22 protein-coding genes and 1 pseudogene are annotated in these 26,503 nt (G+C 67.6%); 9 read left to right on the top strand and 14 right to left on the bottom strand.

The window, feature by feature from the left end; genetic code table 11:
* Positions 1-11 precede the first annotated feature (11 nt).
* The 7 genes from KB879_RS20160 to KB879_RS20130 form a co-directional block, all read right to left on the bottom strand.
* On the bottom strand, positions 12-1,532 hold the full coding sequence (locus KB879_RS20160) for an aromatic/alkene/methane monooxygenase hydroxylase/oxygenase subunit alpha (RefSeq protein ID WP_153953884.1): 1,521 nt from the start codon (positions 1,530-1,532) through the stop codon (positions 12-14).
* A gap of 35 nt (positions 1,533-1,567) precedes the next feature.
* Positions 1,568-1,849, bottom strand: a complete 282-nt coding sequence (locus KB879_RS20155; protein WP_013952187.1) for an MmoB/DmpM family protein — start codon at positions 1,847-1,849, stop codon at positions 1,568-1,570.
* A 32-nt stretch (positions 1,850-1,881) separates the two neighbouring features.
* A complete protein-coding gene (locus KB879_RS20150; RefSeq protein ID WP_211979671.1) occupies positions 1,882-2,877 on the bottom strand; it encodes an aromatic/alkene monooxygenase hydroxylase subunit beta in 996 nt (331 codons plus the stop codon).
* A 50-nt stretch (positions 2,878-2,927) separates the two neighbouring features.
* Positions 2,928-3,152, bottom strand: a complete 225-nt coding sequence (locus tag KB879_RS20145; protein ID WP_013952185.1) for a phenol hydroxylase subunit — start codon at positions 3,150-3,152, stop codon at positions 2,928-2,930.
* 523 nt (positions 3,153-3,675) lie between these two features.
* Positions 3,676-5,403 (bottom strand): phenol degradation transcriptional regulator PoxR, encoded by a 1,728-nt coding sequence (gene poxR, locus KB879_RS20140; RefSeq protein WP_013952184.1) that lies wholly within the window; start codon positions 5,401-5,403, stop codon positions 3,676-3,678.
* 157 nt (positions 5,404-5,560) lie between these two features.
* Complete coding sequence (locus tag KB879_RS20135) at positions 5,561-6,556, bottom strand: tripartite tricarboxylate transporter substrate binding protein (protein WP_153953885.1); 996 nt, start codon at positions 6,554-6,556, stop codon at positions 5,561-5,563.
* A gap of 65 nt (positions 6,557-6,621) precedes the next feature.
* Entirely contained in the window at positions 6,622-7,740 is a 1,119-nt protein-coding gene (locus KB879_RS20130) for a muconate/chloromuconate family cycloisomerase (protein ID WP_013952182.1), read from the bottom strand.
* 112 nt (positions 7,741-7,852) lie between these two features.
* On the opposite strand from KB879_RS20130, the gene KB879_RS20125 reads away from it, so the two are divergent.
* Positions 7,853-8,743 (top strand): LysR family transcriptional regulator, encoded by an 891-nt coding sequence (locus KB879_RS20125; protein WP_211979670.1) that lies wholly within the window; start codon positions 7,853-7,855, stop codon positions 8,741-8,743.
* 6 nt (positions 8,744-8,749) lie between these two features.
* Here KB879_RS20125 and KB879_RS20120 read toward each other — a convergent pair.
* Positions 8,750-9,503 (bottom strand): annotated as a pseudogene (locus KB879_RS20120) (enoyl-CoA hydratase/isomerase family protein).
* A gap of 211 nt (positions 9,504-9,714) precedes the next feature.
* On the opposite strand from KB879_RS20120, the gene KB879_RS20115 reads away from it, so the two are divergent.
* Entirely contained in the window at positions 9,715-9,912 is a 198-nt protein-coding gene (locus KB879_RS20115) for a hypothetical protein (RefSeq protein ID WP_148271645.1), read from the top strand.
* A gap of 46 nt (positions 9,913-9,958) precedes the next feature.
* A complete protein-coding gene (locus KB879_RS20110) occupies positions 9,959-12,163 on the top strand; it encodes a phosphocholine-specific phospholipase C (RefSeq protein ID WP_211979669.1) in 2,205 nt (734 codons plus the stop codon).
* 83 nt (positions 12,164-12,246) lie between these two features.
* Here KB879_RS20110 and KB879_RS20105 read toward each other — a convergent pair whose 3' ends face one another.
* Positions 12,247-13,218: an aliphatic sulfonate ABC transporter substrate-binding protein gene (locus KB879_RS20105; protein WP_211979668.1), complete on the bottom strand. Its 972-nt coding sequence runs from the start codon at positions 13,216-13,218 to the stop codon at positions 12,247-12,249.
* A 156-nt stretch (positions 13,219-13,374) separates the two neighbouring features.
* Here KB879_RS20105 and KB879_RS20100 point away from each other — a divergent pair, with 156 nt between their 5' ends.
* Positions 13,375-13,740: a glyoxalase superfamily protein gene (locus KB879_RS20100; RefSeq protein ID WP_035816304.1), complete on the top strand. Its 366-nt coding sequence runs from the start codon at positions 13,375-13,377 to the stop codon at positions 13,738-13,740.
* A 51-nt stretch (positions 13,741-13,791) separates the two neighbouring features.
* On the opposite strand, the gene KB879_RS20095 is transcribed toward KB879_RS20100, so the two are convergent.
* From KB879_RS20095 to KB879_RS20080, 4 genes are all read right to left on the bottom strand, one after another.
* Positions 13,792-15,168 carry a DUF1214 domain-containing protein gene (locus KB879_RS20095; protein ID WP_013952171.1) on the bottom strand — a complete coding sequence of 459 codons (1,377 nt, stop codon included), beginning with the start codon at positions 15,166-15,168 and terminating at the stop codon, positions 13,792-13,794.
* Between the two features lie 178 nt (positions 15,169-15,346).
* Positions 15,347-17,143 (bottom strand): hybrid sensor histidine kinase/response regulator, encoded by a 1,797-nt coding sequence (locus KB879_RS20090; protein ID WP_013952170.1) that lies wholly within the window; start codon positions 17,141-17,143, stop codon positions 15,347-15,349.
* Complete coding sequence (locus KB879_RS20085) at positions 17,140-17,829, bottom strand: response regulator transcription factor (RefSeq protein WP_013952169.1); 690 nt, start codon at positions 17,827-17,829, stop codon at positions 17,140-17,142. Before KB879_RS20085 ends, KB879_RS20090 begins: the two co-directional genes overlap by 4 nt.
* Positions 17,830-17,955: 126 nt before the next feature.
* Positions 17,956-19,023: a hypothetical protein gene (locus KB879_RS20080; protein ID WP_211979667.1), complete on the bottom strand. Its 1,068-nt coding sequence runs from the start codon at positions 19,021-19,023 to the stop codon at positions 17,956-17,958.
* Between the two features lie 215 nt (positions 19,024-19,238).
* Here KB879_RS20080 and KB879_RS20075 point away from each other — a divergent pair, with 215 nt between their 5' ends.
* The 4 genes from KB879_RS20075 to KB879_RS20060 are packed head-to-tail and all read left to right on the top strand — an operon-like array spanning position 19,239 to position 24,459.
* Positions 19,239-19,979, top strand: coding sequence for a DUF3348 domain-containing protein (locus tag KB879_RS20075; protein WP_013952167.1), 741 nt, complete (start codon positions 19,239-19,241; stop codon positions 19,977-19,979).
* Between the two features lie 10 nt (positions 19,980-19,989).
* Complete coding sequence (locus KB879_RS20070) at positions 19,990-23,127, top strand: DUF802 domain-containing protein (protein ID WP_211979666.1); 3,138 nt, start codon at positions 19,990-19,992, stop codon at positions 23,125-23,127.
* The gene (locus KB879_RS20065; protein WP_013952165.1) at positions 23,124-23,771 is read left to right on the top strand and encodes an OmpA family protein; all 648 of its coding nucleotides are present in this window, start codon (positions 23,124-23,126) and stop codon (positions 23,769-23,771) included. Before KB879_RS20070 ends, KB879_RS20065 begins: the two co-directional genes overlap by 4 nt.
* Entirely contained in the window at positions 23,764-24,459 is a 696-nt protein-coding gene (locus tag KB879_RS20060) for a DUF2894 domain-containing protein (protein WP_013952164.1), read from the top strand. The genes KB879_RS20065 and KB879_RS20060 overlap by 8 nt, the downstream gene beginning before the upstream one ends.
* Before the next feature lie 16 nt (positions 24,460-24,475).
* Here KB879_RS20060 and KB879_RS20055 read toward each other — a convergent pair whose 3' ends face one another.
* On the bottom strand, positions 24,476-25,489 hold the full coding sequence (locus KB879_RS20055) for an NAD(P)-dependent alcohol dehydrogenase (protein ID WP_211979665.1): 1,014 nt from the start codon (positions 25,487-25,489) through the stop codon (positions 24,476-24,478).
* 92 nt (positions 25,490-25,581) lie between these two features.
* Between KB879_RS20055 and KB879_RS20050 the strand changes: the two genes are divergently transcribed.
* Positions 25,582-26,502: a LysR family transcriptional regulator gene (locus KB879_RS20050; protein WP_211979664.1), complete on the top strand. Its 921-nt coding sequence runs from the start codon at positions 25,582-25,584 to the stop codon at positions 26,500-26,502.
* The last annotated feature ends 1 nt before the right edge of the window (position 26,503 follow it).

Genomic DNA, 26,503 nt, shown 5'->3' with positions numbered 1-26,503 from the left:
ATGGGGCCGCTTCAGGCGGCGTCGGCGGCAGGACCGATGCCCTTCCACGCGTTCCAGTTGCGCTGGTCCTGCGAGCCATCGAAGTCCAGGTTGTCAGCGCCCGGGTTCAGCCGGTACCACTTGAGCACGTCCTCCAGCGTGGCGCCGCCGCAGTTGCCCTGGTAGATCTGGTGCACCGGCAGCCAGGCCTGCGCGTACTTGGCGGGCTCGTCGTCGAAGATGTCCTTGCAGCCGTCCGAGCAGAAATGGAACTTCATGCCGTGGTAGCTGCTTTCGCGGTAGCAGGTCTGGGTGGGATCGTCCGGCTCCGAGAACACCATCGGGATCTGGCAGGTCTGGCACAGCATCGGCAGCGTGGCGTTGTAGAAACGGTCGCCGGCCTGCTGGCGCTCCTGCCAGTGGTCCAGGCGCGGCTTGTAGTAGCGCTCGAAGGTCTGCGGGTACTTCTCGGCCAGCCACGCCATCTCGTCCGCCTTGGGCACCCAGGTGTGGAAGCCGGCCGCGCCCGCGTAGTTGTAGAAGGTGGCCCAGGCCTCGTGCGTGATGCGGTCCTTGGTCTTGGTGGCCACTTCGTGGTACTTGGGCATGCGCAGGCCGTAGCGCTCCAGGTCCTTGAACAGCGCCCCGCCCGCCTGCTCGAAGTACATCTCCCAGGCCTCGGCCCACGACATCACGCGCTTGGGCAGCATGTAGTCCATCATCATGCCGACCAGCGTGAGCAGGCGGAAGCCGCGCCAGAACCACTTGTCCAGCCACTTCTGCAGGATCGGGATATTGCCGGGGTCCTGCTCGCACAGGAACTTGACCACTTCCAGGCCCAGCGTCATGTGGCGCGACTCGTCGGACTGTGCGGAGAAGCCGAAGGTCACCGTGGCCATGTCGCCGTTGTAGGCGGCGCCCGACATGAACGGCATGAACAGCAGGTTGGTCAGCACATACTCGAACGAGAACGAGATCGCGGTGATGAACTCGAACGGCCCCGCGCTCATCGCGTCCTCGAAGTAGGACTTGGGCACCGACAGGTACCAGACCCGGTCGTGCATATGGCGCCATTCGCCAAAGCCGTGGAAGTACTTGTTGTAGACCGACAGCGTGTGCAGCTGGGTCTGGGCGTGGCGCAGTTCGTCGACCGACTGCATCTGCGCCGCCACGCGCGCGCCGGCGCCGCGGAAATGCCGGCCCAGGTGCGCGTAGCCGCGGTGGGCAGCGTATTCCAGCGGCGTCACGCCGGTCAGGAACAGCCGCAGCGCGTTCAGGTAGCGCGGATCGGATACGTTCAGGTGGCCGTTGTTCTGCACGAACGAGTCGATGATCGCGTACAGCTTGCGCTCCTTCTCCGACTGGTATTTCCAGTAGGCATCCATGGTCATGCGGAACGGGTCTTCCCATTTGTCCCAGTCGTGGATGCGGATGCCCTCGTACTTGTCGAACGGGAAGACCTTGTCCATCGGCTCGTAGGTCGTTTCCCAGGCCAGGTCCCGCGTCATCGAGGCGTACTTCTCGCGCAGGTTGAGCTTCTTGCGTGCGTCCATGATGTCTCCGTGATGTTCTGTGTGCCGCTGCGGTGTCAGGCATTCCAGCGCAGCGTGAAGGCGTCTTCGTCTTCGTCGATGTTTCCGCACAGCGAGATGAGGTTCAGGTGGATCTCCTGCAGGTCCCAGTCGCGGCCGAGCTTGCCGGCCACCAGTTCGCGCACGATGGTCAGGTGGCCGGGGGCGTCAATCTTGACCATGGCGGGAAACTGCGACACCACCGCATGCGGGTTGGCCTCGGTGATGGCGTCGATGATGGGTCGGGTGTCGTCGTTGTTCTGCAGCGCGATGTAGACGTTGGCTGGGGTGGCTGACATGGCGTGTCTCCGTGGGGTTCGTTGTGGGCGGATCAGGCAGCCAGGCCGAGCTTGCCCAGGCGGACTTCGAACTGCTCGCGGCACAGCGCCACCATCTGCGCGCCGTCCTCGCCGGTGAGCGCATCGGCCACCGGCACCAGCGCCTGCGCCACCTCGGCGCAGGCGGCGCGCGCCCAGCCAGACAGCAGCACGCGGTTGGCCTCGGACTCGGCCGCGGCGGCCTGGATCACGGCATCGACCCAGCGTGCGTGCTCGTCGCGCCAGTCGTTCATGAATTCGGTCAGCACCGCCAGCCCGGTGCCGCAGGCGCGCGCGATCACCGCGTCGGCATGCTGGTAGACCAGCGGGTAGAGCAGCCCGTCGAGCACCAGGTTCTGGGCGATGAAGGTCTCGAACCAGTCCTCGGTGACAAAGGTATGCTCGACAAAGCGGCGCAGCGGCTGCCATGCGGCGCTCTCCAGCCACGCCACCCTGGCCCGCTCCAGCGCCACGCCGGTATTGCCGTCCAGCAGCATGCCGATGCGCGACAGGTATTGGGCGATACCCAGGCGGTCCATCGCGCAATAGGTGCAGGCCTGCGTGATGGCCGTGCCCCAGCCATAGTCGGCGCAGTAGAAGTTGTTCATGTTGGCGCCCCACTCCACATGGCGCAGCGGCAGCAGGCCTGTGGCCAGGCGTTCCTGCCATTCGGCCGGCAGCGCCTGCAGCAGCCCGCGCTTCTCGACAAAGGCAAAGCTCTTCTCCGTTGCATCCTGCTGGCGCCCGCGCGCGGTAACGTAGGCGCCGTAGTAGAACTGGCGCGGGTCCTTCAGCGCGTACCAGTCCTGCATCACGATCGCCGTGCGGCGCTTGTCATACAGCTCGAAGCTGGGGTCCCAGGTGGGGCGGTAGTGGAAGTTCACCTCCGACTGCACGTCGTAGGTCGCCTCCTGGTAGCGCGACGCCGGCTTGTCGCCGAAGCGGCGCGCGACATGGCCGTAGGTCTGGCGCAGCGGCTGGATCTGCTGGGTCTTGATATCGACTTGCATCGTTTGGTCTCCTGTATCCCTTCTCTCTTTGTGATGCGGTGGCTGCGGCGTCAGTCGTCGGCTTGCGGCTGCGGCGCTGCTTCCAGCGGGGGCAGGAAGCGCACGCGGTTGACGCAGCAGAAGGCTTCGAACATCGGCTCCGGCATGATCAGTTCGACGTTGAGCTCAGGGTCGGCCACGCTGAAGGCGAACTGAACAAACCCTTCTGGGGTGCGGCCCTCGACCCGCACATAGCGCGGCGTGGCTTCGAACAGGGGAACCGACGGGGTGTTCATGGCGCGCTCCATTGCGTTGGCTGGACGCAGGCCTTATTGCGAAGACCGTGCCAGCGAGCGCGAAGCGTTGTGGGACAAGGGTTGCGGGGAATTGGCGGTGGCGAGCGTGCGCGTTAACCCGGAAAGGTCCGCGCGAAACGCATCGATGAATTGATGAAGCTGCGCGCAGGCCTTGATCAAATGATCAAAAGCCGCGCCGGGCGGGCGTTTGCGGGCAGCGAGCAGATGCGGATGGGATTGCCCTGCGGCGCAGCAGCGTGCGTGGGCAACCTAGTTGAGAAGACTTGATCTGACAGGGAAAAATCGTTGGCGCGGTGCAGCATCGGGCAACTTCGGGCCGATGCGCGGCCCGGAGGGGCTGCATCAAATGATCAAGTGGAGAAATGCGAGGGGCCGGGAGAAGCGGAGGAGATGGGTGGCGCAGGGGATCGTGTGAACGCGCTTGATCCACGCGAGTGTGCTCCCCTCTCCCGCTTGCGCGAGAGGGGAGCACACCCTCGGCATTTGAAGCCTGGAAGCGGCCTCAGTTACCGTTGCCGTGGCCGTTACCCCCGCGCGTGCCGCGCATCTTCCACCGATACGCCAGCTGCGGCCGCGTAATACCCAGCAACCGCGCCGCCTGGCTCATATTGCCGTCGGCGCGCTGCATGGCCGCCTCCATCAGCACGGTCTCGACTTCGCCCAGCGCCAGCTGCTGCTCGGACATCTGGTCCAGCAGCGCATGGACCGCGGCTTCGCGCAGGTCTGGCAAGGTGCCGCCCGCCCCCAGCCGCGGCGCGGTATCCACCACCGGTGCCACGGTGCCTGGCAGGAACAGGTGGTCGGCGGTGATCTGGCCGCCCTGGCTGGCCAGGATCACGCCGCGCTCGATCACGTTCTCCAGTTCGCGCACGTTGCCGGGCCAGTCATAGTGGCGCAGCTCGGCCAGCGCGCGGTCGGTGATGCCGACGATGCGCTTGCCGTGGCGCGCGCCGTAGCGGGCCACGAAGCGCTCGGCCAGCGGCCGGATATCGTCCAGGCGCTCGCGCAGCGGCGGGATCGTGACCGGATAGACATTGAGGCGGTAGTACAGGTCCTTGCGGAAAGTGCCCTGCTTCACGGCTTCGGCCAGGTCGACATTGGTGGCGGCCACCAGCCGCACGTCCACCTTTCGCGTGCCGGTGCCGCCCACGCGCTCGACCTCGCCTTCCTGCAGCACGCGCAGCAGCTTGGACTGGGCCGAGGCGGAGAGTTCGCCCAGCTCGTCCAGGAACAGGGTGCCGCCGTGCGCGCGCTCGAAGCGCCCGGGGCGCGACTGGCTGGCGCCGGTGAAGGCGCCCTTTTCCACGCCGAACAGCTCGGACTCAATCAGCTCGTCGGGAATCGCCGCGCAGTTCACGGCAATGAAGGGCTTGTCGGCACGCCCGCTCACGCTGTGCAATGCCTGCGCGAACCGCTCCTTGCCCACGCCGGTCTCGCCCAGCAGCAGCACCGTCACGTTGCTGGCCGCGGCGCGTTGCAGCAGGCTCCAGGCGGCGCGAAAGCCTGGCGAGGTGCCGACCAGGTCGGCCGGCGTGGCCGGGGTGCCCTGCAGCGCGCGCAGGTGCTCGACCTCGCTCTGCAGGGCGATGATGGTTTCGATCACGGGATCGGGCTGGTACAGCGCCAGTGCCTGCGCGCCGTCTTCCCAGGCTTCCACCGGCTTGCCGATGATGCGGCAGTGCGGGTGCCCGCAGGCGATGCACTCGACCTCGCGGTACAGGATGGTGCGCCCCATCAGCGCCGAGGTGTAGCCGGTGGCGTAGCCGATCTGCATCCAGCAGGCAGGCTCGTCGACGATGCCGAACAGCTGGCGGTGGACGTCGCCCTCGAAGGAGTCTTCCCACAGGAACTCGCCATCGTAGATGCCGGCGGCGATATCGATGTCGACCTTGACCGGCGTGACCCGCACCACCCCCTCGATGGTATGCAGGCAGGGCCCGATCTCCAGCTGGCCGAAGTCGCTGTGGCCGGCGCGCAGCTTGCGCGCGACCTCCGCATCGCGCATGCCCGAATGGAAGCCCATGCGGGTGAACAGGCCGCGCGCGCGCTCCATGCCCAGGGTGTCCACCAGTTCCTTGCGCAGCGCGCCCAGGGCGGCGGTATGGATCAGGATCATGCGCTGCTCGTCCAGCCAGATCGCGCCCTCCTCCATGGCAAAGCGCAGGCGGCGGGCAAGATCGGCCAGGCCATCGCGCATGGTGGCCGAGAACTTGTCGGTTGAACTGCTCATTGTCTCCCCTCAGTGCCGGCGGGTGATCCGCTCGAGTGTGCCTTTCGGCTGGCATCTTACGCACATTATGTGCCAGGGAGACGGGGGGCTGGGTAATGACATTCCCCCGGAGCATCTCGGGGGGACTCCCCCTATGAACCGCGCTGGTCCAGGCCGCTCAATCCGCCCGGATACCCCGCTGGCGGATCAGCACACCCCACTTCTCGGTTTCCTTCGCCAGGTGCTCGCGCAGCACCGCCGGCGAACTGCCGATCGGCTCGGCGCCGATTTGCGCCAGCCGCTTCTGCACCGCAGGCTTGCGCAGCGCCTCGAGCATGGCGCGGTTGAGCGTGTCGATGACCGGCTGCGGCGTCTTCGCCGGCACGAAGGCCGCGAACCACGGCGACAGTTCATAGCCCGGCAGGCCGGCTTCGGCCACCGTCGGCACATTGGGCAGCGCACTGGAGCGCTTGCTGGTGGTGACCGCGATCGCCGTCAGCTTGCCCGATTCGATATGCGGCCTGGCCGAGGTGATGCTGTCGAACATGTAGTCGACCTGGCCGCCCAGCAGGTCCGTCATCGCCGGGCCGCTGCCCTTGTAGGGGATATGCAGCATGTCGACGCCAGCCATCGAGGTGAACAGCTCGCCCGCCAGGTGGATCGAGGTGCCGTTGCCCGCGGAGGCATAGGTGTACTTGCCCGGCGCCGCCTTGGCGTGCGCCACCACATCCTTGACGGTGCTTTCCTGGCGCCGCGCCTTGCTGGCCACCAGCACGTTGGGCACCACCGCCAGCAGCGACACCGGCGCGAAGTCCTTGACCGGGTCGTAGCTCAGCCGGCCGTACAGCGCCGGGTTCACGGCCATGCCGTTGGCGACGATGATCAGCGTGTAGCCGTCGGCGGGCGCGCGCGCCACCAGTTCGGCGCCGATATTGCCGCCGGCGCCCGGCCGGTTCTCGACCACGATGGCCTGGCCCAGCGTGCGCGACATGTCTTCGCCCAGCGTGCGCGCGATGTTGTCCATGGCACCGCCCGCGGGGAACGGCACGATCCAGCGGATCGGATGGTCGGGATAGGCCGCGTGCGCGGCCGGCGCGGCGAACGACAGGCCGGCAGCCAGTGCCAGCGCCCCTGCGCGGCCGGTGCTTGCCAGCCGCTGGAATAACGTTTTCATAGTCTCCTCACTGCTTGATGCGCCCCGCGCATATGGCGTGTCATGCGGGGAAGTTGCCTGCCAGTTCAGCCGCGCCGGTAGTGCGCCAGCTTGTCTTCGTCCAGCGCCAGCCCCAGGCCGGGGCCTTCGGGCAGGTGCAGGCTGAAGTCGCGGTACTCGGGGCGCTGCTGCACGATATCGTCCTTGAGCAGCAGCGGTCCGAACAGCTCGGTGCCCCAGGCCAGCTGCGGCAGCGTGCAGAAGCCATGCGCCGCGGCAATGGTGCCGACGCTGCCCTCCAGCATGGTGCCGCCGTACAGCGCGATGCCGGCGGCGTCGCCCACCGCGGCGGTGCGCAGCATGCCGAAGATGCCGCCGGCCTTGGCGATCTTCAGCGCGAACACGTCGGCACCGCCGATGCGCGCCAGTTCCATCGCGTCTTCCGGGCCGCACACCGCTTCATCTGCCATGATCGGCACCACGAAGCGCGCGGCCAGCCGGGCCAGCGCCATGCGCTGCTCGCGCGGAGTCGGCTGCTCGATCAGGTCGATGCCCGCGGCTTCCAGCATGGCGATGCCGGTGGCGGCGTCGGCCTCGTTCCAGGCCTGGTTGACGTCGACGGTGACGCGCGCCCGGTCGCCCAGCGCGCGCTTGATCGCGGCCACATGGGCCACGTCGTCGCGCACGCTGCGCCGGCCGATCTTCAGCTTGAAGGTATGGTGGCGGCGCTCGGCCAGCAGTTGCTCGGCCTCGGCAATGTCGCGGGCGGTGTCGCCGCTGGCAAGCGTCCACAGCACCGGCAGTGTCGACCGCACCGCGCCCCCCAGCAGCGTGGCCAGCGGCACGCCCAGGCGCTTGCCCTGCGCATCCAGCAACGCGGTCTCCAGCGCGGACTTGGCGAAGCGGTTGCCGCGCGCGACCTTGCCCAGGCGCGCCATCGCGCCATGCACGTTGGTGGCATCCTGGCCGGCCAGCGCAGGGGCCAGGTAGGTGTCGATGGTCAGCTTGATGCCTTCCGGGCTTTCGTCGCCATAGGACAGGCCGCCGATGGTGGTGGCCTCGCCGATGCCCTCCACGCCGTCGCTGCAGCGCAGCCGCACGATCACCAGCGTCTGCTGCTGCATGGTGGCCATGGCCAGCTGGTGTGCCCGGATGGTGGGCAGGTCCACCAGGATGGCTTCCACTGAAGTGATAGTCGTGGTCATACCTTGTCGATGCAAATTGATAATTGAAGTCAAGTATGCGGCTTGACTTTGCCGGCGTCCAAGACCGATGATGTCTCAATCGATACCCTACAGGTATGGGAGCAGGACACCAATGGAACTCCGGCACCTGCGTTATTTCCAGGTCGTGGCCCAGGAACTCAACGTCACCCGCGCCGCCGAGCGGCTGCATATGGCGCAGCCGCCGCTGTCGCGCCAGATCCGCCAGTTGGAAGAGGAAGTGGGCGTGGCACTGTTCGACCGCGTCGGCCGCGGGCTGCGGCTGACCGAGGCGGGCCGCTTCCTGCTGGAGCAGTCCACCCAGCTGACGCAGCGGCTGGAAGAAACCATCGAAGGCACGCGCCGCATCGGGCGGCAGGACAAGCGCTGGTTCGGCATCGGCTTCGTGCCGTCGGTGCTGTATGGCGTGCTGCCGGAACTGATCCGCGAACTGCGTGAATCAGACCGGCACGACCAGCAGGTAGAGGTAGGACTGGCAGAGATGATCACCGTCGAGCAGATCGAGGCGCTCAAGGCCGGCCGCATCGACCTGGGCTTCGGCCGCATCACGCTGAATGATCCCGCCATCCGCCAGCAGGTGGTGATGGCCGAGCCACTGGTGGCAGCGCTGCCCGCACGCCTGCCCGCGCCCCGCCGCAAGGCGCTGACGCCACAGGCGCTGGCGGCGCAGCCGTTCATTCTTTACCCGGCCCGGCCGCGGCCCAGCTATGCCGACCACCTGCTGTCGCTGTTCCGCGCGCAGGGCCTGCAATTGCGTGTGGCGCAGGAGGCCAACGAACTGCAGACCGCGCTGGGGCTGGTGGCGGCCGGCATAGGCATCACGCTGGTGCCAGCGTCGATCCAGCGGCTGCATCGCGACGACGTGCGCTACTGCCCGATCGACGCGCCGGGCTTCGTGTCGCCGGTCATCATGAGCTATCGCGAAGGCGACACGTCACCGTTCCTGGCGCGGGTGGTGGAATGGGTGATGCGGCAGGGACAGTAAGCTGCATCAGGTGCCGGTGAACTGCGGCCTGCGCTTTTCCTTCCAGGCCAGCGCGCCTTCGCGGATGTCCTGCGACTGGGTAGCCCGGCTGATGTCGCCAGCCAGCGCCTCAGTATCCAGCGCGCCGCGCCCGATCGCGTTCAGGTGCCGCTTCATGCCTTGCACCCCCAGCGGTGCAAGCCCGGCCACCGTGTCGCTGAGCTGGTCGGCGCGCTCGCGCAGGCGCTCGGCCGGCAGCAGCTCGGTCAGGAAGCCGCGGCGGAGCATCTCGTCGGCGTCGATGCGCTCCGCAGTCAGGAACAGGGGCTTGGCGTGGTTCAGGCCCAGCCGGCTGATATAGCGTTCCATGCCGCGCTGGTAGAAATGCAGCCCCAGCCGCGCCGCGGGCATGAACATGTCCACCGCAGCGGTGCCAAGCCGGAAATCGCACGCCAGCGCCAGGTCCGTGCCGCCGCCATAGACGCCGCCGTGGATCTCGGCAATGGTCACCGCGCGGCAGTCTTCCACCGCGTTGACCAGGGTCTCGAAGCCGGCACCGCGCTGCCCGGCCGCGAGCCTGCCGATATCGAAGCCGCTGCAGAAGTACTTGCCGGTGCCGCGCAGGCGCAGCACGCGCACGTCGCTGTCGTTCACGGCATCGACATGCCGTTGGCTCGGCCAGGTCATCCGGCCCGAGGCGGTTTGCCACCTCCGGGCGGCGCAGCGTGATCGTGGCGACATGACCGGCGCGACACTTTTGGTTACAAAACCAAATCGCCAAATGTGTTTGATGTCAAACATCTGACATTTGACCAATCAACAATCGCTCACTGTCACGACAAGCCAAGGCCAAGCGCACCCGAACCGGCCAGTTCCCCGCACTTGTCGTCCGCGCGGCGGACGTCCATGGGCCTGCATCCGATGTCGGCGCATGGGCTCGGCAATCGTTATCCCCCTCAACGACTACAGGGCATGCACAAATGAGACCTTCATTGCTGTCGCGTTCCGCCCGGCCATGGCTGGCGGCCGGCACCCTCACCCTCGCACTGATGCTTACCGCCTGCGGCGGCGACGACTCGCCGGGCGCGAGCGGCAGCACCCTCCAGCCCACCGCCGCCAATGGCAACAAGCCGGACCAGCCAGGCAAGCCTGACCGGCCCGGCACCTGCACCACGCGTTGCGCCCCGTGATGCGGGCCCTTTTTCGATCCAGCGACAGACCGACCCAGCCACAGCCATGACCTTCAACCCGTCAAAAAGACAGTTCCTGAAGACCAGCCTCGGCACCGGCGCCGCCGCCGCGGTGCTGGCCAGCTTTCCGCCCAGCATCCGCCGCGCGATCGCCATCGAGGCCAACAACGCCACCGGCACCATCCAGGACGTCAAGCACGTCGTGATGGTGATGCTGGAGAACCGCTCGTTCGACAACTACTTCGGCACCTTCAAGGGCGTGCGCGGCTACGGTGACCGCTTCGCGATCCCGTTGCCCAATGGCAAGAACGCGTTCTACCAGACCGATGCCAACGGCAATCTCCTGACGCCCTACCATCTCGACGAAACCCAGGGCAACGCGCAGCGTGCCGGCGGCACGCCGCACACCTGGCCCGATGCGCAGGCCGCGTGGGACCACGGCCGCATGGACCGCTGGCCGGTGGCCAAGAAGACGCTGTCGATGGGCTACTACGATGACGCCGAGATCCCGTTCCAGCGCGCGCTGGCTGACGCCTTCACGTTGTGCGATGCCTACCACTGCGCGATGCACACCGGCACCATCCCCAACCGCCTGTTCTACTGGACCGGCAGCAATGGTCCCACCGGCGACAACGTCGCGGTGATGATTAACGAGTTCAACGCGGGCGCGGATGTGGGCCCCTCCACCGAAGGCTGGACCTGGAAGACCTACGCCGACCGCCTGCAGGCCGCCGGCGTGGGCTGGAAGGTCTACCAGAACGTGCCGGACAACTATGGCTGCAACCAGATGATGAGCTTTCGGTACTGGCGCGCAGAGATGGAGAAGATGCCCGTCGGGCGCAAGCTCTCCAACACCGCCGGCACCGGCGTCAACCCGCCCTACAACCCGGACATCGACGACCAGTACAGCCCGCTGGCCAAGGGCTTCTGCAACACCATGCCCGACGGCGGCTTCCTGCAGTCGCTGCGTGACGACGTGCTCAACGGCACGCTCCCTGAGGTGTCGTGGATCATCCCGCCGGCCGAGTTCAGCGAGCACCCCGGCCCGTCCAGCCCGGCCAAGGGCGGCTGGTACGTGCAGGCCATCCTGGACGCGCTGACGGCATCGCCCGAGGTCTGGAGCAAGACCGTGCTGCTGATTAACTTCGACGAGAACGACGGCTTCTTCGACCACAGCCCGCCGCCGACCGCGCCGTCGCGCAACCTGGACGGTACGCTAGCCGGCAAGTCGACCCTCGACGACGCGCAGATGGCGTACGAGTACTTCAACTTCCAGCCCGCCACGGCCAAGCAGCCGCCGCAGGACGGCAAGCCCTTCGGCCCCGGCCCGCGCGTGCCGATGTGGGTGGTGTCGCCGTGGAGCCGCGGCGGCTGGGTCAACTCTGAAGTGTTCGACCACACCTCGGTGCTGCGCTTCCTGGAGGCGCGCTTCGGCGTGATGGAGCCGCAGATCAGTGCCTACCGTCGTGCCATCTGCGGCGACCTGACCAGCGCCTTCAACTTTGCCACGCCCAACACCGAGACCCTGCCCACGCTGGCCGGCCGCACCACCCGTGCCGACGCCACCAGCCTGACCGCCTGGCAGCAGACCCAGCCGGCGATCCCGGTGCCGGCCACGCCCGCGCTGCCGGAGCAGGACACCGGCACGCGTCCGTCGCGCAAGCTGCCATACGAACTGCATACCAGTGCACGCGTCGATGCCGCATCCAAGGCCGTGCGCCTGCTGTTCGCCAACGCCAGCACCAACCAGGCCGGCGCGCTGTTCCACGTCTATGACAAGCTGCACCTCGACCGCATTCCGCGCCGCTACGTGGTTGAAGCCGGGAAGACGCTGGACGATGCGTGGGACATTAATGCCGACGGCGGCAAGTACGACCTGTGGGTGCTGGGGCCCAACGGCTATCACCGCGCGTTCTCCGGCGACATCAACGAAGCGGTGACCACGTCGACGGAAATCCAGGTCTGCTACAACCCGTGCAAGAAGCCCACGATCCAGGTGAAGCTGCATAACGACAGCGATGCCGACGTGACCTTCACCGTCACGGCGCTGGCCTACCGCGACGACGGCCCGTGGACGCAAAGGGTGAAGCGGGGCAAGGTGGAAACGCTGGAATGGCCGGTGGCCGACAGCGGCAACTGGTACGACTTCGTCGTGACCTGCGAGGCCAGCCCGTCGTTCGCGCGGCGCTTTGCGGGGCGGATGGAGACCGGCGAGGACGCGGTCAGCGATCCGGAGATGGGAGTGGTTTGATGCGGCATGCCCCGGGGCTCGCGTTGAGCCCCCGGGCGGATTGTGCGAAGCAAGTCGCGTAAGCGTAGCCGGCGCCCCGCCGGCTACGCCTTGCGCCAGACCGGCGACGCCGAGATCGTTACCTTGCGCGGCAGGATCTGCGGCGCGGTGAAGGCATCGGCGATGCGCTGCTGCTCGGCCAGCGCGGCAGCGTCGACCGTGCGCACCGCGTAGCTGCGCCGCGCATTCGCGGCTTCCACCGTGGCCGCATCCAGGCCGATCAGCGGCGCGTGCCAGCGCGCTGCCTCGGCCGGATTGCGCTTGACCCAGTCGCCCGCGTCGCGCAACGCATCGAACACGACCTCAAGCACCTCGGCATGCGCGCGCGCGAACGGCGTCGCCGCCAGGTAGAAGCGCCGATAGCTGGCCAGCCCCTCGCCATCGCGCAGCACGCGCGCATTGGCCTGGCGCTGCACCGCCGCGAGGAACGGATCCCAGATCACCCATGCGGCCACGCTGCCGCGCTCGAACGCCGCGCGCGCGTCGGCCGGGCTCAGGTATGCCGGTTCAATATCGCGGATCGACAGACCCGCGCGCGCCAGCGCTTCCAGCACCAGGTAGTGCGCGCCTGCGCCCTTGGCAAACGCCACCCGCTGCCCCTTGAGTTGCGCCACCTCGCGGATCGGCGAATCGCCGCGCACGACAATGGCCTGTGCCTGCGGCGAAGGCGTCTCGCTGGCGTAGTAGGTCAGCGCGGCACCCGCAGCCAGCGCAAACGGCGGCACCGCATCGGCCACGTCGGCGCTCAGGTCGATATTGCCGAGGTTCAGCGCTTCAAGCAGCGGCAAGCCCGAGGTGAATTCGTACCACTGCACCGCCACACCCTTGGCCGGCAGCGCCTTCTCCAGCGTCTGCCGCGATTTCAGCAGGATCATCAGCGTGGAGGACTTCTGGTAGCCGATGCGCAGCGCGGTCTGGCCCTGCCCCCAGCTGACGCCTGGCAGCGCACTGGCGGCAGTTGCCGCGCCCGCTGCGGCCAGAAGCAGGCGGCGGCGTGAGTCGTGGGTCGGGTTCATGACGGTACTCCGGGATTTCATCAGGAGCGCCAGATTAGTCATGGGCCCGCACAAAGCCAACGAAGATTGTCGCGAATGCTTATGCGCCGGCTGCGCGAATCACCGCTGGCCGGCGTTATGATCTGGCACTCCTGCGCAACTACCGAACAGAAAACAATGAACCTGTCTGCCGGCATCCCCATCCTCCGGATCTTCTCGGTCGACAAGGCCAAGGAGTTCTACCTGGACTTCCTCGGCTTCACGCTCGACTGGGAGCATCGGTTTGAGGACGGCTTGCCGCTGTACGCGCAGGTCAGGCGCAGCGGCCTGACGCTGCACCTGAGCGAGCACCATGGCGACGCCACGCCCGGATCGACGGTGTTCGTGACAGTGGAGGATATCGATGCGCTGCAGCGGGAGCTGTCTGCCAAGGCCTATCCTTACGCCAGGCCCGGCGTTGAGGATGTGGGCTGGGGGCGGATGCTGCAGGTGGCCGATCCGTTCGGGAACCGGCTGCGGTTTTGCGAGGTGTCGGGGGATTAGTGTCCTGTCCCGTATGTTTGCGGGACGGGACGCCAGGTCCGCACCTGCAGCTCAGTTGCGCTTGACCAGCGGCGCCGGGAACCACTCCCCGGACAGGACCGGCTGGTCCGGCCCATAGAGACGGAACGTCAGGTTGTAGTTCTTTCCCTTGGGCGTGGGCAGCCAGTTGCCGTCAGGCGCGTCCTTCGGACGGGCAGGCCCGAAGTACAGCGTCAGCGAATCGTCCGTGCCATAGCTCAGCCTGGACTGTTTGTTGATCAGGAACCGGTTCTTCGCATTCGGGATCACGCGGAAGTTCCTGGAATCCACCGCGATCACCGACCAGAAGTATTTGACGTGGCGGGCAGGCAGCTCGCCCTTCGGGAAGGTGATGGTGTAGACATTGCCGCCGTCGAGCTTGGTGCCGGTCCCGTCTGTATCCGTCTTGAAATAGACGACCTCATCCGTGCTGTTGGCCCAGATCCCGCCCAGGTCGATGCGGGTGCGGGTCTGGTAGTCGCTGCCGTACTTGCCAATGGTAGCGGGCCGGTTCCAGCCGTTCCTGACGGTACCTGCGGTGGAGAACGACTGGAAGAACGCCGGCAGCGTCTTCTCGCGGATGATCTTGTCCACCCGCGCGCGTTCGGCGGGGCTGCTGGCCACCGCGGCACTCACGGCGCGCACCTTGGCCTGGATGGGCTCCATGCCCGGATTGATGTCCGGCTCCGAGCGAAGCGCAACGACCGCCGAGTCAAAGGCCTCGACACCGGGGAGCTTGTCATTGCTGAAGGCGGGCGTGGCAGGCACCGGGGCAATCGTCGGCGTGCCAGTGATCCGCGTCGTGATCTGATGCTGCAGCGCAATGGCCTGCTTCTTGTCTGCACCGATTTCCACCCGGGCCAGCACCCGTGAGGTCTTGGCCGGCAGGTCGATGCGCCTGGCGTTGGGCGAAAGTGCCGCAGTGGCGCCCTTCAGGCACATCGCGAATTCGCCGCTTGGATGGTCCGGATAGTTGCGCTCGTTGATATTGGCGACGGTTTCGCCCCAGCCGTTCAGGAACTGAATGGTGTAGTAGCGCCCCTTGATGGCCGGCACGCTGAAGACCGTGCAGGTCTTTTCGTCGACTGCAACCCAGGCCTCGCTGTAGGCGACATCCAGATTGGGGTTGGCCCACGACACACCGCCGACGTCGCGATGAATGATCCGGTTCCACTGGAAGCCTTCCTTCTGGAAGTCGATTTGCTGCTGGCGCAGGACTAGCAGCCGGCCCAGCAGGTAGACGTAGGCATCGTTGATGTCCTGTTCCGACACCGCGGCCGGGTCGGGGCGCGACGTGACAGCCGACGCCGCAGCCAACGCCGCGGCCGACGGGCTATGGCATCCGGCCAGGCCCGCCAACATGGAAACGGCCAGCATGGAGGCAGCGACAGCGCGGTTTGAGATAGACATGGGGCCCTCTCTTTCCAGTATCGCGATCTGCGGTCGCTAGACTGTCGCTGAGAGGTGGAAAAAAGTGAACTAAATAAATTCTTCAGGTGATCTGAATAAAGTCGACCTGGACACTTCTTTCGCCCCAGAGATGCCTGAGTGGCACCACAGCCGCAGGCAGAACCATCCATCTATGCTGTCAGGCAGCACAGAGCCATTGGAACAGCAAGGCATGCAGCTGCGATGGCTCCAGCGGCTTGTGCAGGACCAGGTAGCCTTCGCGCTCGGCCTGCATGAGCGCCTCGGAATCGAACTCGCCGCTGACCATGGCGCCGCTTGCGTCCGGGCAGCGTTCGAACAGCGCTTTGAGCACCTCGAAGCCGCTCTCGCCGGAGCGCAGGCGCTGGTCGCACAGGATCGCCTGGGGCTGCAGGCCGGCATCGACCAGTGCCAGGGCTTCCTGCCCCGACGCCGCGCACGCCGCCTGCACGCCCCAGGCCTCCATCAGGCTGGTCCACGCAGCGGTCACCAGCGGGTCGTCCTCGACGATCAGGCAGACGCCCTGCAGCAGGGTGGAAGCCGACAGGCCATCGGGCTCGTAGACCGGTTCGATCGCCGTCGGGGCCAGCGGCTTCGCTTCAGGAAAGCGCAGCCAGAACCTGGAGCCGCGGCGCTCCACCGAGTCCAGTCCGTAGGTGGCGCCCATCAGCGTGGCGCAGCGCGCCACCACGGCCAGGCCCAGGCCATGGCCCGCGCTGTCGATGCGCCACGCATGTTCGTTGCGATAGAACGGCGAGTAGACCCGCCCCTTCTCTTCGCTAGCAATTCCCACGCCGGTGTCCCAGACCTCCAGCAGCCAGTGGCTGCCGCGCCGCCGCGCGGACACCAGCACCCCGCCGCGCTTCGTATAGCGCAGCGCGTTGTGCACAAGGTTGACCAGCGACTGGCGCAGCAGTGCGGGATCGGCCAGCACCGCGGCGGCGCCTGCGGGCAGGCGCACGCGCAGGTCCAGGCCGCGGCTGCGCGCCTCTTCCCGGAACAGCGACGCCACCTCTTCGACCAACGGCGCAAACGCCACCGCGGTATTGCGCGGGCTGGCAATGCCGCCTTCGATCCTGGAGAGATCGAGCAGTGAATTGAACATCAGGTGCACCGAGCGCACGCTGCGCCGCAGGTCTTCCAGCGGCGGGATCAGGGCCGGGTCGCGGTTGCGCCGCGCAATGGCTTCGATCAGGAAGCCCATGGCATGCACGGGCTGGCGCAAGTCGTGGCTGGCGGTGGTGAGAAACAGGTTCTTGGCGTGCAGGGCCTTCTCGGCCTCTTCCTTGGCCAGCCGGTAGCGCTCGGCCAGGCGGATGCCGTCATCCTCCAGCCGGACCTGCTGCCGGAAAAACTGGTTGGCGATCAGCGCGTGCCGGTAGATGGCCAGCGCATACAGCAGCGCCAGCGGCAGCACGAACGGCCAGTGCTCGGGGAAGCTGCGCGGGGTGTTGACGATCTGCAAGGTCCAGCAGGCAACGAAGAAGCGCTGGAATACACCGAGGATCGGCGTCTGGTGCGTGGCATTGGCCGCCACGATGGCGGCGATACTGATATACAGCAGCAGCTTGAAGTCGAAGCCCCCCAGGCTGGCCGTCAGGACGGCGGCCAGCGACAGGCAGAAGCCGTGCACCAGCGCCACGTGCTGCACAAACGGCAACCAGCGCCGGACCAGGGCGTCATCGTCTTCCCGCTCTTGCTTGTAGCGACGGAACCGCAACTGCATCCACACCGCCGCGACGCCATACCCCAGCGTCCAGGCCAGCAGCGCGCCGCCGTCCAGCTGCTGGACATACAGCCAAATGACGAAAGGCAACCCTACGAACGGAATCGCATTGACGCTGAACACCAGGCGCCCGAACGTCATGTCCAGCAGCCGCGCGCGCGCGCGCGGGCTGATGTCGGCATCCGCATCCGGGCGCGACAAGCCCAGCAGCCGGGCGAGGGCCTTCTTCAAGATTCCAGCCTGCGGCCGTGCAGCAGGGCGATGGCCTCGATCCGGTTGCGCACGCCGAGCTTGCCGAGGATCGCGGTGACGTGCTCCTTGACGGTCTGCTCCGACACCGACAGGGTCAGGGCGATGCGCTTGTTCGGCAGGCCGCGCAGCATCATGCCAAGCACCTCGGCCTGGCGCGCGGTCAGGCCCAGTTCGCTGGGCTCCAGCGGCAACTCGCGCCGCGCCGACGGCGGCCCCGCCTGCTGGAACCAGCGCCGCCCCCGGCGCAGCGACGCTACCGCCGTGGCGAAGACCTCCGGGGGCTCGTTCTTCAGGATAAAGCCGTGCGCGCCGGCCTCGCGCGCCTTGATGCAAACGCGCGCATCGTCGTCGGCGCTCATCACCAGCAGCTTGCAGGCGGGCAGGCGCGCCGCGGCTTCACGCAGCACCCCGACAGCGGTGCCGTCCGGCAGCCAGAAATCCACCACCAGCAGCGCCGGGCATCCCTCCCGCTCCGTCAACGCCGCGCACTCCTTCGCATCGGCTGCATGCAGGGCAGCGTCAAACCCGCAATGCGCCGCAAGGTAGCCGGCAATGCCGCGCGCCATCAGCGGGTGGTCATCCACCACGATGGCATAGTTACGGCACCCGCTGTCGTCGATGTTGTCGTCGTTGTTGTTCTCTGCGGCGCCTTGACTTCGTGTCATTGATTTCCCACCCCGGTTCGCGCGTATGGTCTTGTCGATTGGTCTCGTCGCCTGGTCAGGTGGATTGTATTACCTTGACTGCACATGGGCACGCCGGTGCCGGGGGAAAACCCCGGCGCCAGGCGCTTACAGGCCGAACAGGCTGCGCGTATCGCAGAGGAAGCCGGTGCAGTTGGCCGGCTCGAAGTAGAAGTCCCGGATGGTGCCGCTCGGCAACCCATAGGCGCCCATCAGGCTAGAGCCCTTCTGCCCTTCGGCGTTGGCCTGGGTCAGGAAGCCCGCGCTGGTCTGCTGCGACGCGAAGTCGTAGAAGCGGAAGGTGCTGGACTGCGACAGGTCCTTCTCATAGAGGTTGACCTGCGTGCCGCCGCTGACGAACGGCACCTTGAACCGATAGCCGCGCACACCCTCCGTGTTGATCTGGGCGACGAGATCGCCGTCGCTGGCCGGATTGGACAGGACCTCATAGCCATAGCGGGCGCTGCCCTGCAGGTCCTTGCGGAAGATGGCTACGGTGCTGCTCACGCCGAACGGGCCCAGGTACGCGGGGACCGCCAGGTAGTAGCCGTCCGCGCCCAACGGGTTGGCCTGGTTCTGCACAAAGGCCGACAGGCTGGCATTGGTGTCCACCACCACAACCTTGTACGAGAAAGTCGACGACGACCCGTTGTCCTTGCGCATCAGCGCATGGATCTGGCCGCCCACCATGTAGGGCCCGCCCCAGACGAAGCCACGCGCGCCATGGCTGTTCAGCCAGGCCTCGTACGCGGTGACCCACGCCTGGACATCGGCGCCGCCCGGTTCCTGCGGCAGCTCATAGCTATAGGTTGTCTGCGCGTCCTTGACGTAGACGCCTTTCTGCTCGGAACCTGCCGGGTTCCCGAGGAAATAGAAGCCGCTGACGAAACGGAAGCCACGTGCACCCTGCCCATTCAGCTGGGTCAGGAACTCGGCGCTGGTCCCGGTCACGGGCGTGGCCTCGAACATCACCGTCCTGGTGGCGGTGCTGCCGCCGGTGCCGCCCGTGCCACCAGTACCACCCGTGCCACCAGTGCCGCTGGTATTGCCGCTGTTGCCAGTGCCGCCCGACGAGCCGCTGCCGCCGCCGTTGCCGTCACCGCCCCCGCCGCAGGCGGCCAGGGTCACGCAGAGGACTGCGCTCAGGACTTTCAGGCGATGCAGTTTGGTCTTCATGTCTTCCCCTTGAAATCGCGTTTCACAGGGGGACTGATGTTGCATCGGAATGCCTGCAATTGGCACCCTACCGCCGTAGGCGCACCGGCGGCACACCAACTGCCTGCCGTCCATGCGCAGGGCAATGCCTCAAATGCGGGTAGTCAAGCGCTGGCCGATATCGGCCGCGCCGCCGCCCGGGCGTGTAAACTGCTGGATTTTTCGAATCCGGCGCAATGTTACAAGTGCCCCGGCGCACAGGTTTCAGCGGCCCGACGCTCGTCCGCCTGCTGGCTCGCCTGACTGACGCCGATGCCCCTCCTCCTGCGAGCTCGCTCTCGAGCCAGCTGAGCCAATGGCTTGGCTGGGCGGATGCGATCGCGCTGTCATCGGCGCTGAAGGCCAATGCGCCGGCAGCGCCGCCTGCCGCACGTGCTGCCGACAGCACTGAGGCACGGGAATGCGCGCGCGTGCGCGCCGCGCTTGCCGATGCCATCGTGGAAGACACCACGCTTGCCGGCAAGCGGCGCGGGCCGGCCCGGCCGTCCGCGCTGCCCGACCCCGTGGATGCGCAGGTCGACTACGCGGTCTATCGCCAGCGCTACCTGACGCTGCAACAGACCATGGAGACCGCGATCGGCGACCTGCGCGGGCGCCTGCGCGGCGCGTTGTCCGGCCACGCACCCGGCATGGCCAAGCTGGCCATGGTCGATGCCGTGATGGAGCGCGTGCTGGGCGCGCGCGAACAGAGCCTGCTGGGCGCCTTGCCGACGATGCTGGAGCCGCATTTCCAGCGCCTGCGCCAGGCCGAAGCCGCGGCGCTGGCCGAAGCCCAAGCCGCGGGACAGCCCGCAACGGCCAGGCCCGGTGCATGGCTGGGGGTATTCCGCAAGGATATGCAGAGCGTATTGCTCGCCGAACTCGACATCCGCTGGCAGCCCCTTGAAGGCTTGCTGGCGGCGCTGCAAGACAGCTAACCAGAACATCATGACCCGATACCTTACCCATATTGTCGCTTTCCTGGCGGGCCTGGCCATCGTGTGCTGGATCGCCGCCGGCTATGCAGGCACGAACTTCCTGGCGCTGGCCGTGACGCTGCTGATCGGCGGCTGCTACCTGGCGGGGGCGTTTGAGCTGTACCGCTACCGGCAGGCCACCGCCACGCTGGCGCAAGCCGTCGCCAGCCTGTCCGAAGCGCCGGCCAGCCTTGGCAGCTGGCTGGAACGGCTGCATCCCAGCCTGCGCGACAGCGCCCGCCTGCGCGTGGAAGGCGAGCGCGTCGGCCTGCCCGGCCCCGCGCTGACACCCTACCTGGTCGGGCTGCTGGTGCTGCTGGGCATGCTGGGCACGTTCCTGGGCATGGTGGCGACCCTGCGCGGCACCGGCATCGCGCTGGAGACCGCCACCGACCTGCAGGCCATCCGCGCCTCGCTGGCCGCACCGGTCAAGGGCCTGGGCTTTGCGTTCGGCACCTCGGTCGCGGGCGTGGCCACGTCCGCGATGCTGGGGCTGTTGTCGGCATTGTGCCGGGGCGAGCGGATCCAGGCCGCGCAGGCGCTGGACGCCCGCATCGCCACCACGCTGCGCCCCTACTCGCGCGGCCACCAGCGTGATGAAGCGTTCCGGCTGCTGCAGCGCCAAGCCGACGTGATGCCGGCACTGGTCGAGCGCATGCAGGCCATGATGACCACGATGGCGGAACAGAACCAGGCCCTGACCGAGCGCCTGGCCGCCAGCCAGGACGCCTTCCACGGCAAGACCGAAGTGGTCTACACGCGCCTGGCGTCTTCGGTGGAGCAATCGCTGAAGGACAGCATTGCCGACAGCGCCCGCGCCTCAAGCGCAGCGATCCAGCCTGCGGTGGACGCGACCATGGCGGGCCTGGCACGCGAAACCACGGCCTTGCGCGACACCGTGACCCACGCCGTGCAACAGCATCTGGATGGGGTATCGAGCCGCTTCGAGAGCGCCACCGCGGGCGTCGCGGATACGTGGAACCAGGCGCTGGCCGGGCATCAACGCGCGAGCGAGGCACTGGCAGCGGACCTGCGCACGTCCCTCGAGGGCTTTGCCCAGACCTTCGAACAACGTTCGGCCGGGCTGCTGGACGGTGTCGCCACCCGTCTCGACACGGCTGCCGCCAGCGCTGCCGACGCATGGCGCGAGGCGCTGTCGCGCCAGGAGCGTACCGGCGAGAAGCTCGCCAGCGACAACCAGCAGGCCCTGACGGCCGCCGCGGTCGCGATCGGCGAACAGGCTGCGACACTGGTGCGCACCGTGGGCGAGTCGCATGCCGGGCTGCAGACGCAACTGGCCGCGCACGACGCGCAGCGCCTGTCGGCCTGGGCCGATACTCTCGGCACCATGACGGCTGGCTTGCGCCAGGAGTTGGAGCAACTGAACGCCCACACGGTAAGCCGCCAGGACGAGATCAGCACGACGCTGGCGCAGAGCGTGCGCGAGATCTCGGCCCAGACCCAGGCGCATGCCAGCCAGACCCTTGCGGAGATCGACCGCTTGGTGCAAGCCGCTTCGGACGCGCCGAAGGCGGCCGTCGCGCTGCAGGCGGAACTGGCTTCGCGCGATGCACAGCGCTTCGCCGCCTGGACCGACACGCTCGGCACCATGACGGCCGCGTTGCGGCAGGAGTGGGAGCAACTGAACGCGCATACGGTAAGCCGCCAGGACGAGATCAGCACGACGCTGGCGCAGAGCGTGCGCGAGATCTCGGCCCAGACCCAGGCGCATGCCAGCCAGACCCTCGCGGAAATCGACCGCCTGGTGCAAGCCGCGTCGGACGCGCCGAAGGCGGCCGTCGCGCTGCAGGCGGAACTGGCTTCGCGCGATGCACAGCGCTTCGCCGCCTGGACCGATACGCTCGGCACTATGACGGCCGCGTTGCGCCAGGAGTGGGAACAGCTGAACGCGCATACGGTAAGCCGCCAGGACGAGATCAGCACGACGCTGGCGCAGAGCGTGCGCGACATCTCGACCCAGACCCAGGCGCATGCCAGTCGCACCCTCGCTGAGATCGACCGTCTGGTGCAGGCTGCAGCGGACGCCCCGAAGGCGGCCGTTGCGCTGCAGGCCGAGCTGGCTGCGCGCGATGAACAGCGCTTTGCCAGCTGGACCGATACGCTCGGCACCATCGCCGCCACGCTGCGCCAGCAGTGGGAACAGGCCAGCACGCACGCCGCCACCCGCCAGCAGGAGATCTGCGAGGCGCTGGCGCAGACCGCGCGCGCGATCTCGACCGAGACGCAGGCGCATGCCAGCACCACCCTCGCCGAAATCGACCGCCTGGTGCAAGCCGCGGCCGAGGCACCCAAGGCCGCCACCACATTGCAGGCGGAACTGGCATCGCAGGACGCGCAACGCATGGCTGCCTGGACCGATACGCTCGGCACCATGGCCGCATCGCTGCGCCAGGAATGGGAACAGGCCAGCGCACACACCGTCAGCCGCCAGCAGGAAATCTGCGAGACGCTGGCCGTCACCGCGCGCGACATGGCAGCCCAGGCGCAGGCCCAGGCCACCGGCACCATCGCCGAAGTTGCCCACCTGATGCAGGCCGCATCCGAAGCGCCCAAGGCCGCCGCGGAGGTCATCGCGGAACTGCGCGAGAAGCTCACCGACGGCATGGCGCGCGACAACGCCATGCTGGAAGAACGCAGCCGCATGCTGGAAACGCTGGGCACGCTGCTCGATGCCGTGAATCATGCCTCCACTGAGCAGCGCAGCGTGGTCGACACCCTGGTCGCCACCACGGCGGACCTGCTGGACCGCGTCGGCACGCGCTTTACCGACAAGGTCGAATCCGAAACCGGCAAGCTCACCGACATCGCCGCGCAGGTCACCGGCAGCGCGGTCGAAGTCGCGAGCCTGGGCGAGGCCTTTGGCGTGGCGGTGCAGCTGTTCAGCGAATCCAACGGCAAGCTGATCGACCACCTGCAGCGCATCGAGGTCGCGCTGGACAAGTCGATGACGCGCAGCGACGAGCAACTGGCCTACTACGTGGCGCAGGCGCGCGAAGTCGTCGACCTGAGCATGCTGTCGCAAAAGCAGATCCTTGAGGACCTGCAGCAGCGCGCCGGCCAGCAAGCGCCCAGCGCAGAGGCGGCATGAGAGAGGACCTTGACGCCGGCGTTGAGCCGACCGTTCCCGCGTGGGCGGTCTTTGGCGACCTGATGTCGGTCCTGCTGGGCGCGTTCGTGCTGGTCCTGCTGGGGGTCATCGGCGTGCAGATGGAACTGTCGGCCAGGCTGGAAGCCGAGGTGAAGCAGCGGCAGGAGGAAGCACAGCGCCGCGAGACGCTGGAAAAGGCGCTGGCGGGGCCGCTGGCGGCCGGCCGCGTGACGCTGGTGAACGGGCGCATCGGCATCAGCGGCAACGTGCTGTTTGCGCTCAACTCAGACCAGCTGCAACCTGACGGCCGCGATCTGCTGAAAAGCCTGGCGCAACCGTTGTCAGCCTACCTGCGCAGCCGCGACGAGATCCTGATGGTGAGCGGCTTTACCGACGACCAGCAGGTGCGCGAAGGCAATCGCCGCTTTGCCGACAACTGGGAGCTGTCGGCGCAGCGCGCGCTGACCGTGACCCGCACCCTGATCGATGCCGGCATCCCGCCCACCTCGGTGTTCTCGGCCGCCTTCGGTTCGCAGCAGCCTGTGACACCGAATGCCGATGCCGAGGGCCGCGCGAAGAACCGGCGCGTGGAGATCTCGCCGGTGCCGCGCGTGACCGCGGGCACGGTGAAGCCGCATGGCTAGCCTCGACGTGGCAGCCGATATCCGCGCGCAACTGGACGCCTGGCAGGCCAGCGGCGCCGACCAGGCCGATCCCGTGCGCTTCCGCCTGATGGAGGCGCTGGCCCGTCGCTGCGCCGGACACAGTGGCGCGGTGCGGGGCTTGCTGGATGAGCGCCTGCGAGGTCTGGCCGCCGCGTATGCAGCCATCGTGCAGCGGTACACAGGCAACGATAGCGATATTGCCGATGGTGGCGCGCCGTCCACGCCAACGTCCAGCCCGACAGCCAGCGCGCTTGGCGCACTCGTGCACGACATCACCGCGCGCGCCAGGCCCGCCGTCGCGGTCGCCTCGAACGATGCACGGTCGCCCGCGCCGGTGCCGGCACACGCCCCCCAGTCCAACGCGCCGCTGGTCGATGCCCTGGCCGACTACTTCCGCGAAACCTGGGCCAGGGTCAGCGTCGAGCAGCACTTCCGCCTGTCGCTGGAACGCGTGCCGGAGAATGCCGGGCCGCTCAATACCGACCATCTCGTGCATCGTTCGCTGTCGCTGATGCGCGAGACCTCGCCGGAATACCTGCGGCATTTCCTGTCCTATGTCGAGGGCATGTCCTGGCTGGAGCAGTTGGGCGCAGCGGCGGCGGCCGAGAAAGAAGCGGCGCGCGCCGCCGCGGCCAAAAAGAGCGCGCGCGGCAAGGCTCGCAAATAGCAGTCCGGCCCGCGCCTCAGCGCAGCCGCACCACCACCTTGCCGAAGGCCCCGCGTTCCAGGTGGTCGAGCGCCGCGGGCAAGTCCCCGAAGTCATACTCGCGCTCGATCACCGGGCGCAGCCCCAGCCAGTCCACGGCACGCACCAGGTCCTGCAGCGCGCGCCGGTGCGACACGCCGATCCCCTGCACGGTCACGCGGCCATGCAGCACCGGATAGACGCTGGCGCGCAGCTCATCGCCCTGAAGGTTGCCGATCACCGAGATCCGGCCGCCCTGCGCCAGCGCGGCCAGCGACCGGCCGAAGTTGTCTCCGCCAGCCAGTTCCAGCATATGGTCGGCACCGCGGCCGCCGGTCAGCTCGCGCACGGCAGCCGGCCAGTCAGCGGTGCGGCCGCGATGGACGCCATGCGCCGCGCCCAGCTCCTGCACGCGCGCCAGCTTGTCGTCGCTGCCGGACACCACGATCACGCGCGCACCCTGTGCGCGGGCGATCTGCACGGCAAACAGGGCCACGCCGCCGGTGCCGATCACCACGACGGTGTCGCCGGGCCGCGTCACCGTGGCCTCGGCCAGGGCTTGCCAGGCCGTCAGGCCGGCGCAGGTCAGGGTGCTGGCCTGCGCGGCGTCGAGCGTGCGCGGGGCCGACATCAGCGAATCTTCTGCCAGCACCACGTACTCCGAAAGCATGCCGGGACCAGGCACGCCCAGCGGCATGCTGCGGCGCGGCTGAACGCCATCGAGCCAGCCGGTGAAGAAGGTGCTGATCACGGCGTCGCCAGGGGCAAAGTCGGCTACACCTTCGCCAATCGCCACCACCTCGCCGCGCATGTCCGACCCGGGAACCAGCGGCGGCTGCACGGGCATGCCCATGCCGTCCTGGATGATCAGCAGGTCGCGGTAGTTCAGGGCCACTGCATGGACCCGCACGAGCACCTCGCCGGGACCGGGCACGGGAATGGGCGCGTCGACGCGACGCAGGTTGTTGCGGCCGAAAGCGGACAGTTGCCAGCGTTGCATGGAGGACGTCATGGGGTACTCCGGTCTGTTGAAAACGGTGAACCCACTATACTGATTCCCTGACAGATCCATTGGGCAATCGATGTCCTTCCCATGTAGATCCTATGGAACCAATTACCCATGACCGGCTGGCCGGGATCTCCGCCTTCGTGGCCGCCGCGGAGGCCGGCAGCTTTGCCCAGGCCGCGGCGCGCCTGGGGCTGACGCGCTCGGCCATCGGCAAGGCCATCGCCCGGCTTGAGGCACGCGTCGGCACGCGCCTGTTCGTGCGCACCACGCGCAGCCTGGCGCTGACCGACGACGGCCAGGCCTTTTATGAACGCTGTGCCCAGGCGCTGGAAGACCTGGATGCCGCCCAGCTCATGCTCGAAGCCGGGCGCAGGGAAGCGGCCGGCCGGGTTCGCGTGAGCGCCCCGGTGGTGTTCGGCCGCCACCATGTGGCGCCGCTGCTGCTGGAGCTGGCGGACCGTCATCCGGAGTTGCGGCTGGAAGGGAATTTCACCGACCGGCTGGTCGACTTTGCTGACGACGGCATCGACCTGGCCATCCGCAGCGGACGCCTGCCGGACAGCGACATGCTGGTGGCACGTCCGCTGGGCATGCAGGCGATGGTGCTCTGCGCCGCGCCCGGGTACCTGCGCAAGCATGGCACGCCGGCCAGCATTGCCGACCTGGCCTCGCACCGCTGCCTCGTCTACATGCATGGCGGCGAGTCCGTGCCCTGGTCACTTGCCGGTCCCGACGGCAATATCGCGCGGCCGGAACTGGCGCACCGTCTCGGCTTTGACGATATCGACACCATCGCCGCCGCAGCCATACGTGGCGCGGGCCTGGTCAATGTCCCGTTGTGGCTGGTGCGGCAGCCGCTGGACCAGGGCACGCTGGTGCGCGTACTGCCGCAAGCCTCCGTCATCCGGACCCCGCTGCACCTGGTGTGGCCGCGCACCCGTTTCCTGCCGCACAAGCTGAGGGTGACGATCGATTTGCTGGTGGAGGCGATTCCCGGGGTGCTCGCGCTGGACTGAC

Source organism: Cupriavidus sp. KK10 (genome assembly GCF_018223725.1).
GTDB classification, from domain to species: domain Bacteria; phylum Pseudomonadota; class Gammaproteobacteria; order Burkholderiales; family Burkholderiaceae; genus Cupriavidus; species Cupriavidus necator.
Note: the sequence above shows the minus strand (reverse complement) of the source record. Positions and strands in the feature narration are given on the sequence as shown.

Excerpts from the sequence above, each read along its gene's own strand:
- KB879_RS20160 (WP_153953884.1), bottom strand. The coding sequence starts at position 1,532 with ATGGACGCACGCAAGAAGCTCAACCTGCGCGAGAAGTACGCCTCGATG.
- KB879_RS20155 (WP_013952187.1), bottom strand. The coding sequence starts at position 1,849 with ATGTCAGCCACCCCAGCCAACGTCTACATCGCGCTGCAGAACAACGAC.
- KB879_RS20150 (WP_211979671.1), bottom strand. The coding sequence starts at position 2,877 with ATGCAAGTCGATATCAAGACCCAGCAGATCCAGCCGCTGCGCCAGACC.
- KB879_RS20145 (WP_013952185.1), bottom strand. The coding sequence starts at position 3,152 with ATGAACACCCCGTCGGTTCCCCTGTTCGAAGCCACGCCGCGCTATGTG.
- poxR (WP_013952184.1), bottom strand. The coding sequence starts at position 5,403 with ATGAGCAGTTCAACCGACAAGTTCTCGGCCACCATGCGCGATGGCCTG.
- KB879_RS20135 (WP_153953885.1), bottom strand. The coding sequence starts at position 6,556 with ATGAAAACGTTATTCCAGCGGCTGGCAAGCACCGGCCGCGCAGGGGCG.
- KB879_RS20130 (WP_013952182.1), bottom strand. The coding sequence starts at position 7,740 with ATGACCACGACTATCACTTCAGTGGAAGCCATCCTGGTGGACCTGCCC.
- KB879_RS20125 (WP_211979670.1), top strand. The coding sequence starts at position 7,853 with ATGGAACTCCGGCACCTGCGTTATTTCCAGGTCGTGGCCCAGGAACTC.
- KB879_RS20110 (WP_211979669.1), top strand. The coding sequence starts at position 9,959 with ATGACCTTCAACCCGTCAAAAAGACAGTTCCTGAAGACCAGCCTCGGC.
- KB879_RS20105 (WP_211979668.1), bottom strand. The coding sequence starts at position 13,218 with ATGAACCCGACCCACGACTCACGCCGCCGCCTGCTTCTGGCCGCAGCG.
- KB879_RS20100 (WP_035816304.1), top strand. The coding sequence starts at position 13,375 with ATGAACCTGTCTGCCGGCATCCCCATCCTCCGGATCTTCTCGGTCGAC.
- KB879_RS20095 (WP_013952171.1), bottom strand. The coding sequence starts at position 15,168 with ATGTCTATCTCAAACCGCGCTGTCGCTGCCTCCATGCTGGCCGTTTCC.
- KB879_RS20085 (WP_013952169.1), bottom strand. The coding sequence starts at position 17,829 with ATGACACGAAGTCAAGGCGCCGCAGAGAACAACAACGACGACAACATC.
- KB879_RS20080 (WP_211979667.1), bottom strand. The coding sequence starts at position 19,023 with ATGAAGACCAAACTGCATCGCCTGAAAGTCCTGAGCGCAGTCCTCTGC.
- KB879_RS20075 (WP_013952167.1), top strand. The coding sequence starts at position 19,239 with ATGTTACAAGTGCCCCGGCGCACAGGTTTCAGCGGCCCGACGCTCGTC.
- KB879_RS20070 (WP_211979666.1), top strand. The coding sequence starts at position 19,990 with ATGACCCGATACCTTACCCATATTGTCGCTTTCCTGGCGGGCCTGGCC.
- KB879_RS20065 (WP_013952165.1), top strand. The coding sequence starts at position 23,124 with ATGAGAGAGGACCTTGACGCCGGCGTTGAGCCGACCGTTCCCGCGTGG.
- KB879_RS20060 (WP_013952164.1), top strand. The coding sequence starts at position 23,764 with ATGGCTAGCCTCGACGTGGCAGCCGATATCCGCGCGCAACTGGACGCC.
- KB879_RS20055 (WP_211979665.1), bottom strand. The coding sequence starts at position 25,489 with ATGACGTCCTCCATGCAACGCTGGCAACTGTCCGCTTTCGGCCGCAAC.
- KB879_RS20050 (WP_211979664.1), top strand. The coding sequence starts at position 25,582 with ATGGAACCAATTACCCATGACCGGCTGGCCGGGATCTCCGCCTTCGTG.